The organism is Pseudomonas sp. KBN12P06040 (assembly GCF_037574965.1).
Classification (GTDB): Bacteria; Pseudomonadota; Gammaproteobacteria; order Pseudomonadales; family Pseudomonadaceae; genus Pseudomonas; species Pseudomonas aeruginosa.
The window spans coordinates 270,094-287,017 of sequence record NZ_JBBELS010000001.1; the positions used below are offsets into that span (position 1 = coordinate 270,094).

Below are 16,924 nucleotides of genomic sequence, written 5' to 3' on the forward strand. Positions count from 1 at the left end.
GCATCCGTCATGAGTCTGTTAACCACCCCGCTCGAATCCGTCGAAGGCGCCGTCATCTGGCTGCTGGTCGGCTTTTCCGTGGTCACCTGGGGCCTGGCCCTGGTCAAGGGCGTGCAGTTCGCCCGGCAGAAGCGCCAGGACCGCCAGTTCCAGAAGCAGTTCTGGAGCGCCACCAGCCTCGACTCCGCCGGCGAGCAGGCGCAGGACAAGCAGGGCGCCGGCGCCCGCGTGGCCCAGGCCGGCTTCGCCGCGATCCAGGTGCAGGACAACGGCCAGCCCGACCTGGCCCAGTCGATCAACCACCAGGACCGTCTCGAACGCGCCCTGCGCCAGCAGATCCAGCGCGAGCGGCGTTCCCTGGAGTCGGGCCTGGCGGTGCTCGCCTCGATCGGCTCGACCTCGCCCTTCATCGGTCTGTTCGGCACCGTCTGGGGCATCATGGAGGCGCTCAAGGGGATCAGCGCGGCCGGCTCGGCGAGCCTGGAGACCGTGGCCGGGCCGATCGGCAGCGCGCTGATCGCCACCGGCGTGGGAATCGCCGTCGCGGTGCCGGCGGTGCTGGTCTACAACTACTTCCTGCGGCGCCTGAAGCTGACCGCCGCCGACCTCGACGACTTCGCCCACGACTTCTACAGCCTGGCGCAGAAGAGCGCGTTCCGCGTCATCGTCCATCCCTCCGCCGCGCGCCAGGCCGGCAACCCCTCGCGCAACGTGAAGGAGGCGTCCTGACATGGCCTTCTCGACCCAGGACAGCGACGAAGTCCTTTCCGAAATCAACGTCACCCCGCTGGTCGACGTGATGCTGGTGCTGCTGGTGGTGTTCATCGTCACCGCGCCGCTGCTGACCAACTCGATCCCGATCAACCTGCCGAAGACCGAATCGGTGGCCCCGCCGGAGCAGAAGGATCCCCTGGTGGTGAGCATCGATGGCGCCGGCAAGCTGTTCGTCAACAAGGACGAGATCCAGCCGGAGCTGCTGGAGAGCAACCTGGCCGCGGCCAAGGCGAAGGACGCCGAGGTCCGCGTGCAGTTGCAGGCCGACGAAGGGGTGAACTACGGCCAGGTGGCGAAGGCCATGGCTTCCATCGAGCGCGCCGGGATCACCAGGCTGGCGGTGATCACCGCACGCTGAAGCGAATCCACGCCGTCCGGCGCAGGCCGGGCGGGCAACGGTTTCGACCGCTCCGATCCGGGCAGGGGAGAGCGGTCTTTTTTATTCCGGATGGACGCTCCTCGGGCGTGTCCGCCGAGGCCGGGCTCGCGAATGCGTCGCGCACCCTGTCCGGCGCTCGCACGTCCCACGCCTGGGCGCTCAGGCCTGGCGTGCCGGCGCCTCCTGCTCCTTGGCGTCCTCCGTTCCTTCGACTTCCCATTCACCGGCCCAGTCCTCGCCGAACAGTTCGCTGGGATGCTGGGTGCGGCTGGCGCCGTTGCCGCAGCCCATCGATTCCGCCGAACAATAGCGGTCGCAACCCCAGCAGATGCGCTCCGGATGGCTGGGATGGAGGGGAAATTTCTTGGCCATGATCCTGTCCCGATACCTGATGCCTGCGCTCAGGTATACCGCCGATGGCATGCGCCGCCCAGGCGTTGCCGCGGAAAAGTGGCTTCGGCTTGCGCTGGATCAACTCGATTGGCATATATGTATTAATAGAATATTAAAATTGCTTTTTATTCCTTAGAGAAAAAAGGCTGCGCCCTTACACTTCCCTGGTGATGAATTTTTCTGGAGGGATCTCCATGCACAGCGAACGCGTCCGTTATGTGTTGGTGCCCGGTTGGTACGGCTCGGAAGACGCCCATTGGCAAAGTCACTGGCAGCGCGCGCTGCCCAATGCCTCACGGGTCGAGCAACAGGACTGGATCACCCCGCTGCGCGCCGACTGGATCGCCGAGCTGGACGCCGAGATCCGCCGCCAGCCCGGGCCGGTGGTGCTGATCGCGCACAGCCTGGGTTGTGTGACAGTGGCGCTGTGGGCGGCCCAGGCCGAGCGCCGGGTGCGCGACCAGGTACGCGGCGCCCTGCTGGTGGCGCCGGCCGACGTCGAGCGCGAGAGCTGCGCCGAGGCGCTGCGCAACTTCGCGCCGATCAGCCGCGAGCCGTTGCCGTTCCCCAGCGTGCTGGTGGGTTCCGACAACGACCAGGCCTGCAGCCCGCAGCGCGCCATGCACCTGGCCCGCGCCTGGGGCGCGGAGACGGTGATCCTGCCCGAGGCCGGGCACATCAACGTGAAGTCCGGCCACGGCGCCTGGGAGGCCGGCTACCGTCACCTGTTTCGCTTGCAGTACCTGATCGACAGCCAGGCTCGTCGCCGCGCCTGATCCTTCAGATCGTTAACCTTGGCGTAACGGTTCGTCGCCCGGCTTGATTGAACAGGCCTGGCGGCCTGCCTAACGTGGCTCCTCACGACAGCGTGAAACCTGGAGCCGACATGACGACACCGATCTCTCCCCCGCCGCAGTGGTCGCGGCGCCGCCAGGAAAAGCAGCGGCGCCTCGAGCGCGTGCGCGGCCTGGCCGACGGCGCGGTGCTGCCGCGCGAACGCCTGGTCGCCGCGCTGGAGGCGCTGATCGCGCCGGGCGATCGGGTGGTGCTGGAAGGCAACAACCAGAAGCAGGCGGACTTCCTCTCCCGTTCGCTGGCGCGGGTCGATCCCGGCAAGCTGCACGACCTGCACATGATCATGCCCAGCGTCGGTCGTCCGGAGCATCTCGACCTGTTCGAACTGGGCATCGCGCGCAAGCTCGACTTCTCCTTCTCCGGCCCGCAGAGCCTGCGCATCGGCCAGTTGCTCGAAGACGGCCTGCTGGAGATCGGCGCGATCCACACCTACATCGAGCTGTACGCGCGGCTGGTGGTCGACCTGATCCCCAACGTCGCACTGGTCGCCGGTTTCGTCGCCGACCGCGAAGGCAACGTGTACACCGGGCCGAGCACCGAAGACACCCCGGCGCTGGTGGAGCCCACCGCGTTCAGCGACGGCATCGTCATCGTCCAGGTCAACCGTATCGTCGACGACCCGCGCGACCTGCCGCGAGTGGACATCCCGGCGTCCTGGGTGGACTTCGTGGTCGAGGCCGACCAGCCGTTCTACATCGAGCCGCTGTTCACCCGCGACCCGCGCCACATCAAGCCGGTCCACGTGCTGATGGCGATGATGGCGATCCGCGGCATCTACCAGCGGCACAACGTGCAGTCGCTGAACCACGGCATCGGCTTCAACACCGCGGCCATCGAGCTGATCCTGCCGACCTACGGCGAGTCCCTCGGCCTGAAGGGCAAGATCTGCCGACACTGGACCCTCAACCCGCACCCGACCCTTATCCCCGCCATCGAGAGCGGCTGGGTCGAGAGCGTGCACTGCTTCGGCACCGAGCTGGGCATGGAGGGCTACATCGCCCAGCGTCCCGACGTGTTCTTCACCGGTCGCGACGGCTCGCTGCGTTCCAATCGGATGTTCTGCCAACTGGCAGGACAATACGCCGTCGACCTGTTCATCGGCGCTACCCTCCAGGTCGACGGCGACGGCCATTCCTCCACCGTCACCCGCGGACGCCTGGCCGGCTTCGGCGGCGCCCCGAACATGGGCCACGACCCGCGCGGCCGGCGCCACTCGACGCCGGCCTGGCTGGACATGCGGGGCGAACCCGAGGCCTTGCTGGAGCGCGGCAGGAAGCTGGTGGTGCAGATGGTCGAGACCTTCCAGGACGGCGGCAAGCCGACCTTCGTCGAGCGTCTCGACGCGCTGGAGGTGGCGCGCCAGACCGGCATGCCGCTGGCGCCGGTGATGATCTATGGCGACGACGTCACCCATGTGCTCACCGAGGAAGGCATCGCCTACCTGTACAAGGCGCGCTCCCTGGAGGAACGCCAGGCGATGATCGCGGCGGTGGCGGGGATCAGTCCGATCGGCCTGCGCCACGATCCGCGCGAGACCCAGCGGATGCGCCGCGAAGGGCTGATCGCGCTGCCCGAGGACCTCGGCATCCGCCGCACCGACGCCTCGCGCGAGCTGCTGGCGGCGAAGAGCATCGCCGAGCTGGTCGAGTGGTCCGGCGGGCTGTACCAGCCGCCGGCGCGTTTCAGGAGCTGGTGATGAACGCCATCGCGAACCTCGCGGCGACGCCGTGCGCCGACCTCGGCGAATGCCTGGCCGACCTGGCGGTGGACGCCCTCATCGACGAAGCCGAACTGTCGCCCAAGCCGGCCCTGGTGGACCGCCGCGGCAATGGCGCGCATGCCGACCTGCACCTGGGCCTGATGCAGGCCTCGGCGCTGAGCCTGTGGCCGTGTTTCAAGGAAATGGCCGACGCCGCCCAGCGGCATGGGCGCATCGATGCGCGCCTGCGCGGCGTCCTTGGCCAACTGGGGCGCGACGGCGAGGCGGCGATGCTGCGTACCACCGAAGGCGTGAACACCCATCGCGGAGCGATCTGGGCGCTCGGCCTGCTGGTCGCGGCCGCCGCTCTCGAACCGCGCCGCACGCAGGCCGGCGAAGTGGCCGCGCGCGCAGGACGCATCGCCCTGCTCGACGATCCGGCGGCCGCCATCGGCGACAGCCACGGCGAGCGCGTCCGTCGGCGCTACGGCGTCGGCGGCGCCCGCGAGGAGGCGCGTCTCGGCTTCCCCCGCGCAGTGCGCCACGGCCTGCCGCAGCTATGGCGCAGCCGCGAAGGCGGCGCTGGCGAGCAGAACGCCAGGCTCGATGCGCTGCTGGCGATCATGAGCGTCCTCGACGATACCTGCGTGCTGCACCGCGCCGGCCGCGTCGGCCTCGCCGTGATGCAGGATGGCGCCCGCGCGGTGCTCGCCGCCGGCGGCAGCGCCAGTCTCGCCGGGCGTCGCCGCCTGTGCGAGCTGGACCGCCGCCTGCTGGCGCTGAACGCTTCGCCCGGCGGCGCCGCCGACCTGCTGGCCGCCTGTCTTTTCCTCGATCGCCTGCCCGCCGTGTCCGGTGGGTGGGCTGGGAGTCTCTGAGATGGAAACCCTGACCTTCGAATTTCCCGCCGGCGCTCCGGCGCGCGGTCGCGCCCTGGCCGGCTGCGTCGGCTCCGGCGACCTGGAGGTGCTGCTCGAGCCGGCCGCCGGAGGCGCGCTGAGCATCCAGGTGGTGACCTCGGTAAACGGCAGCGGCCCGCGCTGGCAACAACTCTTCGCGCGGGTCTTCGCGGCGTCCACGGCGCCGGCCGCGTCGATCCGCATCCACGATTTCGGCGCCACTCCCGGGGTGGTCCGCCTGCGCCTGGAGCAGGCACTGGAGGAGGCTGGCCATGACTGACGTCGCCCGCCTGCTGGCGCTGCGCAGCTTCACCGAACTGGGAGCGCGCCAACGCGCCCGTGCCCTGCTTGACGCGGGCAGCTTCCGGGAGTTGCTCGATCCCTTCGCCGGCGTGCAGTCGCCCTGGCTGGAACGACAGGGCATCGTGCCCCAGGCCGACGATGGGGTAGTGGTCGCCCGTGGCCTCCTCGACGGCCAGCCGGCGGTGCTCGCCGCCATCGAAGGTGCTTTCCAGGGCGGCAGCCTTGGCGAAGTCAGCGGAGCGAAGATCGCCGGCGCGCTGGAGCTGGCCGCCGAGGACAATCGCAACGGCGTTCCGACCCGGGCCCTGCTGTTGCTGGAAACCGGTGGCGTGCGCCTGCAGGAAGCCAACCTCGGACTGGCGGCGATCGCCGAGATCCAGGCGGCCATCGTCGATCTGCAGCGCTACCAGCCGGTGGTGGCGGTGATTGCCGGGCCGGTCGGCTGCTTCGGCGGCATGTCCATCGCCGCCGGGCTGTGCAGCTACGTGCTGGTGACCCGCGAGGCGCGCCTCGGCTTGAACGGTCCGCAGGTGATCGAACAGGAGGCCGGCATCGCTGAATACGACTCGCGCGACCGGCCGTTCATCTGGAGCCTCACCGGCGGCGAGCAGCGCTTCGCCAGCGGTCTCGCCGACGCCTACCTGGCCGACGACCTCGATGAGGTACGCACCTCGGTACTCGCGTATTTCGCCAAGGGCCTGCCGGCACGGCCGCGCTGCCGCCGCGCCGAGGATTACCTGCGGCGGCTGGGCGACCTCGATACCGCCGAGCAACCGGATGCCGCCGGCGTGCGCCGGCTGTACCAGGGGCTGGGCCAAGGAGATGCAACATGAGCCAACCGTTCGCTTCCCGTGGCCTGGCCTGGTTCCAGGCGCTGGCCGGTAGCCTCGCGCCGCGTCCCGGCGATCCTGCTTCGTTGCGCGTCGCCGATGCCGAGCTGGACGGCTACCCGGTGCGTTTCCTGGCCGTCGTGCCCGATCCCGACAATCCGTTCCCGCGCGCTCGCCAGGGCGAGGTCGGGCTGCTCGAGGGCTGGGGCCTGGCCGCCGCCGTCGACGAGGCGCTGGAGGCCGACCGCGAGGCGCCACGCAAGCGCGCGCTGCTGGCCATCGTCGACGTGCCGAGCCAGGCCTACGGCCGCCGCGAGGAGGCCCTGGGTATCCACCAGGCGCTGGCCGGGGCGGTGGATGCCTACGCCCGCGCCCGACTCGCCGGGCATCCGCTGATTGGCCTGCTGGTGGGCAAGGCGATGTCCGGCGCGTTCCTCGCCCACGGCTACCAGGCCAACCGCCTGATCGCCTTGCACGATCCGGGGGTGATGGTCCACGCCATGGGCAAGGCCGCCGCCGCGCGGATCACCCTGCGCAGCGTCGAGGAACTGGAGGCGTTGGCGGCGAAGGTGCCGCCGATGGCCTACGACATCGACAGCTACGCGTCGCTCGGCCTGCTCTGGAGGACCCTTCCGGTGGAGACCGTCGAGGTGCCGTCGACGGCGGACCTGGTGCGGGTCCGCACCTGCCTGGGCGAGGCCCTGGCCGATATCCTCGGCGGCCCGCGCGACCTCGGCGGCCGCCTCGGCGCGGCCAACCGCGAGGCGTCGGCGCGGGTGCGCCGGCTGCTGCGCGAGCAGTGGTGAATTCAGGAGCGAGCCGTGGTCATCGCGAACAGCTCACAGCTGGGCTCCAGCCGGCGACGGCTCGCTCCTGATCCGATGCGTCGCAGGGCAGGGCCGGAACCCCATGACTTGCTCCTGGGCATGGCGCCGGCGCATTTGCCGGAGAATGCTCCGGCCTGGGTCTGCGCGGCACTGAAGGCCGGCTGGCCGGTGGTGGTGCGCCGTGCGCCGGCAGATCCTGCGCGGGTGGCCATCGGCGTGCGCGGCCTGGCGCGGGAGCAGCGCTGGGCCGGCTGGATGCCGTTGGCGACAATCACCCGGCGCTTGCGCCCGGAAGCGCTGGGCCAGCGCGAGCCGGCGATGCTGCGCGATCTGCCGGCCTGGCGTGCCTTGCGCGACCTGCGTGCGCCGCTGAACGCGCTGGGACTGGCCTGGGGCGTGACCGGCGGCGCCGGTTTCGAGCTGGCCAGCGGGGTCGCCGTGCTGCATCCGGACAGCGACCTCGACCTGCTGCTGCGCACCCCGCGCCCGTTCCCGCGCGATGACGCGCTGCGCCTGCTGCAACGCTTCGAGCAGTGTCCCTGCCGGATCGACCTGCAACTGCAGACCCCGGCGGGCGGCGTGGCCCTGCGCGAATGGGCCGAGGGTCGGCCCCGGGTGCTGGCGAAAGGCAGCGAGGCGCCGCTGTTGCTGGAAGACCCCTGGCGGGTCGCGGAGGTCGAGGCATGAGCGTGCTGTTCGCCTATCCCGGCCAGGGCGCCCAACGTCCCGGCATGCTCGCGGCCTTGCCCGACGAACCGCCGGTGCGCGCCTGCCTGGAGCAGGCGGCGGACTGTCTCGGCCAGGCGCCGGCCGAACTGGAGAGCGCCGAGGCCTTGCGCGGCACCCGCGCGGTGCAGTTGTGCCTGCTGATCGCCGGGGTCGCCGCCAGCCGCCTGCTGGAGACGCGCGGGCATCGGCCGGGGCTGGTCGCCGGGCTGTCCATCGGCGCCTATCCGGCGGCGGTGGTAGCCGGCGCGTTGGACTTCGACGACGCGCTGCGTCTGGTGGCGCTGCGCGGCGAACTGATGCAGGCCGCCTGGCCCGAGGGCTACGGGATGAGCGCCATCCTCGGTCTCGACCAGGCGCAACTGGATGCGCTGATCCTGATGGTGCGGCGCGAGCACCCGCCGCTCTACCTGGCCAACGTCAACGCCGAGCGGCAACTGGTGGTGGCCGGCAGCGAAGCGGCGCTGGCCGCCCTCGCCGAACGCGCGCGTGCCGCCGGCGCCAGCGCGGCGAAGCGCCTGGCGGTGAGCGTACCGTCGCACTGTGCGCTGCTCGACGAACCGGCCGCGCGCCTGGCCGAAGCTTTCGCCGGTATCCGCCTGCGTCGGCCGCGCGTGCCCTACCTGAGCAGCAGCCGGGCGCGCCTGGTCGCCGAACCTGCCGCGCTGGCCGACGATCTCGCCGGCAACATGGCGCGCCGCGTCGAGTGGCTGGCGACATTGCGCAGCGCCTACGAGCGCGGTGCCCGCCTGCATCTCGAGCTGCCGCCGGGACGGATCCTCAGCGGGCTGGCGCGGCCTCTGTTCGGCTGCGCCACGCCGGCCTTCGAAGGCTCCCGGGCGGATACCCTGGACGCGCTGTTGCGCGAGGAGGAAAAGAGAACCCGATAAGCGTTCGTTCGAGGCATAAAAACAACAACATCGATCCGCAACCGAGGACAACAATAATGATTATCTACGGTGTCGCACTGCTGTCTCTGTGTACCCTCGCCGGGCTGTTCATCGGCGAGATCCTTGGCGTGCTGCTCGGCGTGCCGGCCAACGTCGGTGGCGTCGGCATCGCCATGCTGCTGCTGATCTTCGTCGGCAGCTACCTGGGCAAGCGTGGCCTGCTCTCGGCGAAGACCGAGCAGGGCGTGGAGTTCTGGAGCGCGGTCTACATTCCCATCGTGGTCGCCATGGCCGCCCAGCAGAATGTCCTCGGCGCGCTGAGCGGCGGGCCGGCCGCTATCCTCGCCGGCATCGCCGCGGTCGCCGTGGCCTTCGCCCTGGTCCCGCTGCTCGACCGCTTCGGCCGGAAGAAAGCCGAAGGCGCCCCGCCGTTGAAACCGCGCACCAGCGTGCAGGGGTGAGCGCCATGTTCGAGTCCCTGAACAAAGTCATCAATGGCTACGGCCTGATCAGCGGCTTCGCCATCATCGGCGTGACCATGGCGGTGTCCTACTGGTTGTCGGCGCGCCTCACCCGCGGGCGCCTGCACGGCTCGGCGATCGCGATCTTCCTCGGCCTGGTGCTGTCCTATGTCGGCGGCGTCGCCACCGGCGGGCAGAAAGGATTGGTGGACGTGCCCCTGATGTCCGGTATCGGCCTGCTGGGCGGCGCCATGCTGCGCGACTTCGCCATCGTCGCCACGGCCTTCGGGGTGAATGTCGAGGAACTGCGTCGGGCAGGGGTTTCCGGGGTGGTGTCGCTGTTCCTCGGGGTCGGTTCGTCGTTCGTCGCCGGGGTCGCGGTGGCCATGGCCTTCGGCTACACCGATGCGGTCAGCCTGACCACCATCGGCGCCGGCGCGGTCACCTACATCGTCGGACCGGTGACCGGCGCCGCCCTGGGGGCCAGCTCCGAGGTGATGGCGCTGAGCATCGCCGCCGGGTTGGTGAAGGCGATCCTGGTGATGGTCCTGACGCCTTTCGTCGCGCCCTACATCGGCCTGAACAATCCACGTACGGCGGTGATCTTCGGTGGTCTCATGGGCACCTCCAGCGGCGTCGCCGGCGGCCTCGCCGCCACCGACCCGAAGCTGGTGCCCTACGGTTGCCTGACCGCGGCGTTCTATACCGCCATCGGTTGCCTGCTGGGGCCGTCGCTGCTGTATTTCAGCGTGCGCGGCCTGGTTGGGTGAGCGGGCTGGTCCGGGCACCCTCTCCCTGAAGGGCGAGGGTTGGGGAGAGGTCAGCGGGCCAGCGGCAATGTGGACTTCCGTCCGCTATCCCGCCGCCTCCTGCTCCAGGCGCAGGCTGTACATCCGGCACTCCGCGAGCAACGCCAGCAGGTTCGGGTCGCGCTCCTTGGCCTTGAGGAACACCACGCCGATGTGCTGCTGCAGGCGATAGCGCGGTTGCAGCGGGATCAGCCGCACGCGGTTCTCGTAGACCGCCTCGATGCGTTTGGGCAGCAGCGCATGGCCGACCCCCGAGCTGACCATGCTGAGGAGGGTGAAGATGTCGTTCACCTGCATCGCGATCTGCGGTTCGAAGCCGGCCTGCTGGAACACCCGGGTGCCGTCCTGATGGGTGGCGAAGCCCTGGGTGAGCGTGACGAAGGGCGTGTCGCGCAGGGTGCTGAGATCGATCTCGGCGAGCCTGGCGTAGGGCGAGTCCACCGGCACGGCGAGGAAAATGTCATCGGAGAACAGCGGCAGGTGCTCGCAGTCGGGATCGCTGACGCTGTCGTTGAGCGACACCAGGATGGCGTCCAGCTCCATGTTCTTCAGCTGGTAGAACAGGTCGACGTTGGAGCCGAGGATCAGGTCGATATTCAGCGCGCTGCGTCGCAGCTTGAGGCCCATGATCAGTTGCGGCACGGTCTTCACCGTCAGCGAATAGAGCGCGCCGAGCTTGAAGCGCTCGGCGGAGAAGCCGGCCGCCTCGCGGGTCAGGCGCACCGTGTCGAGTACCTCCTGGACCAGCTTCTGCGCGCGCTCCTCGAGCACGTAGGCGCTTTCCAGCGGGGTCAGGTTGCGTCCCTCGTGCTTGAACAGCGGGCAGCGCAGGGCGCTTTCCAGCGAGTGGATGGCGCGGTGCACGCTGACGTTGCTGGTGCCCAGTTCCGCCGCCGCGCGCGCCAGGTTGCCGGTGCGCATGAAGGCGAGGAAGGTTTCCAGCTTCTTGAGGGTGATTTCTTCGTCGATCAGCATTCGCGTTCCCCTGGCCGGTGGCGTCGGGGGATTGTGCCTGAGGCGGCGCGGGAGGGGTAAAAAGGGCCGTCATGTCCTAGCGCGTGGCGGAGCATGACGGCCTGGAAACGCCTTGGGGAAGGCGGAGTTGCACTGACCGGATGGAATCCCGCTTCGGCAGCCTGAGCCGCCGATAGGCTAACGGAACTCAGCGGATGGAGCGGATGGTGCCCTTGCTGCCGGTGACCTGCCGGACCGGGGTGGTCCGGAGCGCCGGCCACCCTAGCAACGGAGGCTTTTTGCCACAGTCATCGGATTCGTCTTTGTCAGAAAGAAAGTTCCTCTTGGAGTGTCGGAAAGCTGAGGGTCAGTGCCGGCGCTCGGCAAGCTTGCCCAGTTGCTCCCGGCAGTAGTCGACGAACAATCGTGCCGGCTTGGTCAGTTGCGCGCGTTTCAGCCAGGCGGCGGCGAGCCCGGAGGTGGACACCGGCTCGGCGAGGTCGACCATGACCACCTTCTTGCCGTCGTAGGTGCATTCCGAATGCGGGCGGGTGACCAGCAGGGAGAAGCCGAAGCCCTGGCCGACCATGCCGCGCACCATCTCGATGGACGGCGAGCTGAAGGCGATGTTCGGCGTCAGGCCGAGTTCCTCGAACAGGCTGACGAAATAGGTGCGGCTGGGCTGCACGTCGAGCAGGATCATCGGTTCCAGGCACAGGTCGCGCAGCGACACTTGCGCCTGCCCGGCGAAGCGGTGGCCTTCGGGGAGCAGCGCGTGGGGTCGTTGCGGCGGCATCAGCGGCTCGGTCTCGATGGTCGAGTCGAGGTCGTGCTCGTAGAGGAAGGCCAGGTCGAAGCGCCCCGAGGTGAGGCCTTGCACCAGTTCCTGCTGCTCGCCGTCGCGGATGCGGATCTCCACCCCCGGATAGGCCTGGCGAAAGCCGGCGATCAGGCCCGGCAGGTAGAGCGGGGCGACCGTCTCGAAGCAGCCGATGTCGATCTGCCCGGCGATCACGTCGTTGTCGGCCAGGGCGTTCTGCTCGAACTCGTGGGCCATCCGCAGCAGCTCCTGGGCCTTGCGGTAGAAGCGCGCGCCGGCGGGGGTCAGCGACACGCCCTGGGCGTGGTGGCGGATGAACAGCTGCACGCCGAAGCTTTCCTCCAGACCCTTCACCGCCGTGGAGATCGACGGCTGGGCGATGTACAGCTTGCGCGAGGCCTCGGCCACGCTGCCGCATTCCACGGTGGTCACGAAATACTTGAGTTGCCGCAAGGTATAGGACGCCACTGCAAGACCTCATCGGCGCATCATCCTCCCCGGGCCGGGCGTGCGCGCCTCGATTGTTGTGTCCGCCGCGCTGCAAGCAAGTTGCAGGCCGCTGCCGAGCGTCGCGGCGCTGGCCGCGACGACGATTGCCCGCCTGCACGATAACCCAGCACGACGCACTTTGCCGGGGCACGCCTGGCCAGCTTTTTCTTATGTCCCGAGGACATTTTTAATAATTTTCCTTCGCCGCGGCTTGCGCGACCATCCTTCCCCATCGACCCCATGGACAGCGGTCCGCCTCCCGGCGGTCCGGGCCATGCGTGCAGAACCACGACCGGCGCAGACCGGCGAGATAACAAGGAGAAGGTGGGGTGTTCGAACTCAGCGATTGGCAACGGCGCGCCGCGACACAGCGCTTCATCGACCAGGCCCTGATCGGCGGCCGCCAGCGTCCGGCCGCCAGCGGCGCTACCTTCGATGCCATCGATCCGGCGAGCAATCGCCTGCTGGCGCGGGTCGCGGCCTGCGATGCGGCCGACGTCGACGCGGCAGTGGCCGCCGCCCGCCGCGCCTTCGACGAAGGCCCCTGGGCGCGTCTCGCCCCGGTCGAGCGCAAGCGCGTGCTGCTGCGCCTGGCCGAGCTGATGCTGGCCCATCGCGAAGAGCTGGCGCTGCTCGACTCGCTGAACATGGGCAAGCCGGTGATGGACGCCTGGAACATCGATGTGCCCGGCGCCGCCCACGTCTTCGCCTGGTATGCGGAAAGCCTCGACAAGCTCTACGACCAGGTCGCGCCGACCGCCCAGCAGGCCCTGGCCACCATTACCCGCGTGCCGCTGGGGGTGATCGGCGCGGTGGTGCCGTGGAACTTCCCGCTCGACATGGCCGCCTGGAAGCTCGCCCCGGCCCTGGCCGCCGGCAACTCGGTGGTGCTCAAGCCGGCCGAGCAGTCGCCGTTCTCCGCCCTGCGCCTGGCCGAGCTGGCCCTGGAGGCGGGGGTGCCGGAAGGCGTGCTGAACGTGGTGCCGGGCCTCGGCGAGCAGGCCGGCAAGGCCCTCGGCCTGCACCCGGAGGTGGACGCACTGGTGTTCACCGGCTCCACCGAGGTCGGCAAGTACTTCATGCAGTATTCCGCGCAATCCAACCTCAAGCAGGTCTGGCTGGAGTGCGGCGGCAAGAGTCCGAACCTGGTGTTCGCCGATTGCCGCGATCTCGACCTGGCGGCGGAGAAGGCCGCCTTCGGCATCTTCTTCAACCAGGGCGAGGTCTGTTCGGCGAACTCGCGCTTGCTGGTGGAGCGTTCGATCCACGACGAGTTCGTCGAGCGCCTGCTGGCCAAGGCCCGCGACTGGCAGCCGGGCGATCCGCTGGACCCGGCCAGTCGCGCCGGCGCCATCGTCGACCGCCGGCAGACCGCCGGGATCCTCGCCGCCATCGAGCGGGCGCAAGGCGAGGGCGCGACCCTGCTCGGCGGTGGTCGCCAGTTGACGATCAACGGTTCGGACAACTTCATCGAACCGACCCTGTTCGGCGACGTACGCCCGGACATGCAGCTGGCCCGCGAGGAAATCTTCGGTCCGGTGCTGGCGATCAGCGCCTTCGACTCCGAGGACGAGGCCATCCGCCTGGCCAACGACAGCCGCTACGGCCTCGCCGCCTCGCTGTGGAGCGACGACCTGCACCGTGCGCACCGGGTGGCGCGGCGCTTGAATGCCGGAACGGTGTCGGTGAATACCGTGGACGCGCTGGACGTCGCGGTGCCTTTCGGCGGCGGCAAGCAGTCCGGCTTCGGTCGCGACCTGTCGCTGCATTCCTTCGACAAGTACACCCAGTTGAAGACGACCTGGTTCCAGTTGCGCTGAAGACGCGACGGACGCGACACGACTCGATGCCGATAACGACAACAAGAGGACGATCGAATGAACGACACGCCGAACGTGCGTGAGCCGGCCCTGCGCCGCGTGCTCGGGCTGGGACCGCTGCTGGCGGTGGCCATCGGCCTGGTGGTTTCCCAGGGCGTGATGGTACTGATGCTGCAAGGCGCCGGGACAGCCGGCCTGGGCTTCATCGTGCCGCTGGGAGTGGCCTACCTGCTGGCGCTGAGCTACGCCTTTTCCTTTTCCGAGCTGGCCCTGATGATTCCCCGCGCCGGTAGCCTTAGCAGCTACACCGAGGTGGCCATCGGGCATTTCCCGGCGATCCTGGCGACCTTTTCCGGCTACGTGGTGGTGGCGATGTTCGCCCTCTCGGCGGAACTGCTGCTGCTCGACCTGATCATCGGCAAGGTCTACCCCGGCGCGCTGCCGCCGATGCTGGTGGCCTACGGCGTGCTCGGCCTGTTCACCCTGCTCAACCTGCTCGGCATCGACATCTTCGCGCGCCTGCAGAGCGCCCTGGCGCTGCTGATGATGATCGTCCTGCTGGTGCTCGGCCTGGGTGCGGTGAGCAGCGACCACGCTTCCGCGCAGACCGCCCTGGCGAGCGGCTGGAACCCGCTCGGGGTAAGCGCCCTGGCGCTCACCGCGATGGCCGTGTGGGGCTTCGTCGGCGCCGAGTTCGTCTGCCCGCTGGTGGAGGAGACGCGGCGTCCGGAGCGCAATATCCCGCGTTCGATGATCCTCGGCCTGAGCATCATTTTCCTGACCATCGCCCTCTACTGCTTCGGTGCGCTGCTGTGCATCCCGCAGGCGGAACTGGCCGGCGACCCGCTGCCGCACTTCCTCTTCGCCAACCGTGTGTTCGGCGAGTACGGCCAGCTGTTCCTGGTGATCGCCGCGATCACCGCCACCTGCAGCACCCTCAACTCGTCGCTGGCGGCGATCCCGCGGATGCTCTACGGGATGGCACAGAACGGTCAGGCCTTCCCGCAATTCAAGCAGCTCAGCCGGCGGGCGCGCACGCCCTGGGTGGCGGTGCTGTTCGTCGCCGCGATCACCGGCCTGCCGATCCTGATCCTCGGCCAGGACCCGGACTCGATCAACCTGCTGCTGCTCGCCGCCGCGCTGGCCTGGCTGCTGGCCTACATCATCGCCCACGTCGACGTGCTGGCCCTGCGCCGTCGCTATCCGCACATCGCCCGTCCGTTCCGCACGCCGTTCTACCCGCTGCCGCAACTGTTCGGCATCGCCGGGATGATCTACGCGGTGGTCCACGTCTCGCCGACCCCGGAAATGACCGGACGGATCTTCGCCAGCGCCGGCGTGGTGCTGGGCGTGGTCTCGCTGGTGGCGGTGGTGTGGATCAAGGGCGTGATGCGCAAGCCCCTCTTCGTACCCGAACCGCTCGAGACGGCCGGTGAGACTGCCCAGGGCAAGTCCGTCGCCCTCGATCCCCTGCAATCCCCTTCGGCCTGACGCGCCAAGGGAACAAGGAGAACACAGACGATGACCGCTCAGCTCAACCCGCAGCGCGACACCCGCGACTACCAGCAACTGGACGCCGCGCACCACATCCACGCCTTCCTCGACCAGAAGGCGCTGAACCGCGAAGGCCCGCGGGTGATGGTCCGCGGCGATGGCCTGCAGCTCTGGGACAACGACGGCAAGCGCTACCTGGACGGCATGTCCGGCCTCTGGTGCACCAACCTCGGCTACGGCCGCCAGGACCTCGCCGCCGCCGCCAGCCGCCAGCTGGAACAACTGCCGTACTACAACATGTTCTTCCACACCACCCACCCGGCGGTGGTGGAGCTTTCCGAGATGCTCTTCAGCCTGCTGCCGGACCACTACAGCCACGCGATCTACACCAACTCCGGCTCCGAGGCCAACGAGGTGCTGATCCGTACCGTGCGGCGCTACTGGCAGATCCTCGGCAAGCCGCAGAAGAAGATCATGATCGGCCGCTGGAACGGCTACCACGGCTCGACCCTGGGCAGCACCGCGCTCGGCGGGATGAAGTTCATGCACGAGATGGGCGGCATGCTGCCGGACTTCGCCCACATCGACGAACCCTACTGGTACGCCAACGGCGGCGAGCTGAGCCCGGCCGAGTTCGGTCGCCGCGCGGCGCTGCAACTGGAGGAGAAGATCCTCGAACTGGGCGCGGAGAACGTCGCCGCCTTCGTCGCCGAACCCTTCCAGGGCGCCGGCGGCATGATCTTCCCGCCGCAAAGCTATTGGCCGGAGATCCAGCGCATCTGCCGGCAGTACGACGTGCTGCTGTGCGCCGACGAAGTGATCGGCGGCTTCGGCCGCACCGGCGAATGGTTCGCCCACGAACACTTCGGCTTCCAGCCGGACACCCTATCCATCGCCAAGGGCCTGACGTCCGGCTACATCCCCATGGGCGGCCTGGTACTCGGCAAGCGCATCGCCGAGGTGCTGGTGGAGCAGGGCGGGGTGTTCGCCCACGGCCTGACCTATTCCGGCCACCCGGTGGCGGCGGCGGTGGCCATCGCCAACCTCAAGGCGCTGCGCGACGAGGGCGTGGTCACGCGGGTCAGGGAGGAGACCGGTCCCTACCTGCAACGCTGCCTGCGCGAGGTCTTCGGCGACCATCCGCTGGTCGGCGAGGTCCAGGGCGCCGGCTTCGTCGCCGCGCTGCAGTTCGCCGAGGACAAGGCGACCCGCAAGCGCTTCGCCAACGAGAACGATCTGGCCTGGCGCTGCCGCACCATCGGCTTCGAGGAGGGCGTGATCATCCGCTCCACCCTCGGCCGCATGATCATGGCCCCGGCGCTGGTGGCCGGGCGTGCCGAGATCGACGAACTGATCGACAAGACCCGTATCGCGGTGGATCGCACCGCGCGCGAGATCGGCGTGCTCTGACGCGCCCCGGTGGCCCGGCCTCGGCCGGGTCGCCTGCGACACGGAGCGTCCCCCCATAACGACGACGCGGCGCCTGGCGACCGCGCGCGGAA

Annotated in this window: 18 protein-coding genes; 15 read left to right on the forward strand and 3 right to left on the reverse strand. The window is 69.1% G+C overall.

Annotated elements, in window-relative coordinates:
• Positions 1–9 precede the first annotated feature (9 nt).
• Both VQ067_RS01225 and VQ067_RS01230 read left to right on the forward strand, forming a co-directional pair.
• Positions 10–729, forward strand: coding sequence for a MotA/TolQ/ExbB proton channel family protein (locus tag VQ067_RS01225; RefSeq protein ID WP_003083979.1), 720 nt, complete (start codon positions 10–12; stop codon positions 727–729).
• Position 730: 1 nt separating this feature from the next.
• Positions 731–1,132 carry an ExbD/TolR family protein gene (locus VQ067_RS01230; RefSeq protein ID WP_003106175.1) on the forward strand — a complete coding sequence of 134 codons (402 nt, stop codon included), beginning with the start codon at positions 731–733 and terminating at the stop codon, positions 1,130–1,132.
• Between the two features lie 180 nt (positions 1,133–1,312).
• Here the strand turns inward: VQ067_RS01230 and VQ067_RS01235 are convergent, their stop codons facing one another.
• Positions 1,313–1,525: a DUF3079 domain-containing protein gene (locus VQ067_RS01235; RefSeq protein ID WP_003111981.1), complete on the reverse strand. Its 213-nt coding sequence runs from the start codon at positions 1,523–1,525 to the stop codon at positions 1,313–1,315.
• A gap of 215 nt (positions 1,526–1,740) precedes the next feature.
• On the opposite strand from VQ067_RS01235, the gene VQ067_RS01240 reads away from it, so the two are divergent.
• The 10 genes from VQ067_RS01240 to madM all read left to right on the forward strand — a co-directional run bounded on the left by VQ067_RS01240 (position 1,741) and on the right by madM (position 9,806).
• The gene (locus VQ067_RS01240) at positions 1,741–2,322 is read left to right on the forward strand and encodes an alpha/beta hydrolase (RefSeq protein ID WP_003106176.1); all 582 of its coding nucleotides are present in this window, start codon (positions 1,741–1,743) and stop codon (positions 2,320–2,322) included.
• Positions 2,323–2,432: 110 nt separating this feature from the next.
• The gene (gene mdcA / locus VQ067_RS01245) at positions 2,433–4,097 is read left to right on the forward strand and encodes a malonate decarboxylase subunit alpha (RefSeq protein ID WP_003145070.1); all 1,665 of its coding nucleotides are present in this window, start codon (positions 2,433–2,435) and stop codon (positions 4,095–4,097) included.
• Positions 4,097–4,978, forward strand: coding sequence for a triphosphoribosyl-dephospho-CoA synthase (locus VQ067_RS01250; RefSeq protein ID WP_012613463.1), 882 nt, complete (start codon positions 4,097–4,099; stop codon positions 4,976–4,978). Before mdcA ends, VQ067_RS01250 begins: the two co-directional genes overlap by 1 nt.
• Position 4,979: 1 nt before the next feature.
• Positions 4,980–5,279 (forward strand): malonate decarboxylase subunit delta, encoded by a 300-nt coding sequence (locus tag VQ067_RS01255; RefSeq protein WP_003084001.1) that lies wholly within the window; start codon positions 4,980–4,982, stop codon positions 5,277–5,279.
• Positions 5,272–6,135, forward strand: a complete 864-nt coding sequence (locus VQ067_RS01260; RefSeq protein WP_003084003.1) for a biotin-independent malonate decarboxylase subunit beta — start codon at positions 5,272–5,274, stop codon at positions 6,133–6,135. Before VQ067_RS01255 ends, VQ067_RS01260 begins: the two co-directional genes overlap by 8 nt.
• Positions 6,132–6,938: a biotin-independent malonate decarboxylase subunit gamma gene (gene mdcE / locus VQ067_RS01265; RefSeq protein WP_003112668.1), complete on the forward strand. Its 807-nt coding sequence runs from the start codon at positions 6,132–6,134 to the stop codon at positions 6,936–6,938. Before VQ067_RS01260 ends, mdcE begins: the two co-directional genes overlap by 4 nt.
• Before the next feature lie 15 nt (positions 6,939–6,953).
• Complete coding sequence (locus tag VQ067_RS01270; RefSeq protein ID WP_074241156.1) at positions 6,954–7,646, forward strand: malonate decarboxylase holo-ACP synthase; 693 nt, start codon at positions 6,954–6,956, stop codon at positions 7,644–7,646.
• Positions 7,643–8,575, forward strand: a complete 933-nt coding sequence (gene mdcH / locus VQ067_RS01275) for a malonate decarboxylase subunit epsilon (protein ID WP_003133101.1) — start codon at positions 7,643–7,645, stop codon at positions 8,573–8,575. The genes VQ067_RS01270 and mdcH overlap by 4 nt, the downstream gene beginning before the upstream one ends.
• Positions 8,576–8,631: 56 nt before the next feature.
• Positions 8,632–9,036: a malonate transporter subunit MadL gene (gene madL / locus VQ067_RS01280; protein ID WP_003084010.1), complete on the forward strand. Its 405-nt coding sequence runs from the start codon at positions 8,632–8,634 to the stop codon at positions 9,034–9,036.
• A 5-nt stretch (positions 9,037–9,041) separates the two neighbouring features.
• Positions 9,042–9,806, forward strand: coding sequence for a malonate transporter subunit MadM (gene madM / locus VQ067_RS01285; protein WP_003084016.1), 765 nt, complete (start codon positions 9,042–9,044; stop codon positions 9,804–9,806).
• Positions 9,807–9,890: 84 nt separating this feature from the next.
• Here the strand turns inward: madM and VQ067_RS01290 are convergent, their stop codons facing one another.
• Together VQ067_RS01290 and VQ067_RS01295 are read right to left on the reverse strand one after the other, a co-directional pair.
• Entirely contained in the window at positions 9,891–10,820 is a 930-nt protein-coding gene (locus VQ067_RS01290) for a LysR family transcriptional regulator (RefSeq protein ID WP_003084019.1), read from the reverse strand.
• A 346-nt stretch (positions 10,821–11,166) separates the two neighbouring features.
• Complete coding sequence (locus VQ067_RS01295; RefSeq protein WP_003084035.1) at positions 11,167–12,087, reverse strand: LysR substrate-binding domain-containing protein; 921 nt, start codon at positions 12,085–12,087, stop codon at positions 11,167–11,169.
• 350 nt (positions 12,088–12,437) lie between these two features.
• Between VQ067_RS01295 and VQ067_RS01300 the strand changes: the two genes are divergently transcribed.
• From VQ067_RS01300 to VQ067_RS01310, 3 genes are read left to right on the forward strand one after another with little or no spacing between them, the layout of a single operon-like run.
• The gene (locus VQ067_RS01300; protein WP_003084042.1) at positions 12,438–13,928 is read left to right on the forward strand and encodes an aldehyde dehydrogenase; all 1,491 of its coding nucleotides are present in this window, start codon (positions 12,438–12,440) and stop codon (positions 13,926–13,928) included.
• 57 nt (positions 13,929–13,985) lie between these two features.
• Positions 13,986–15,419 carry an APC family permease gene (locus tag VQ067_RS01305; RefSeq protein WP_003084045.1) on the forward strand — a complete coding sequence of 478 codons (1,434 nt, stop codon included), beginning with the start codon at positions 13,986–13,988 and terminating at the stop codon, positions 15,417–15,419.
• Positions 15,420–15,449: 30 nt separating this feature from the next.
• Positions 15,450–16,832 (forward strand): aspartate aminotransferase family protein, encoded by a 1,383-nt coding sequence (locus VQ067_RS01310; protein WP_003101901.1) that lies wholly within the window; start codon positions 15,450–15,452, stop codon positions 16,830–16,832.
• The last annotated feature ends 92 nt before the right edge of the window (positions 16,833–16,924 follow it).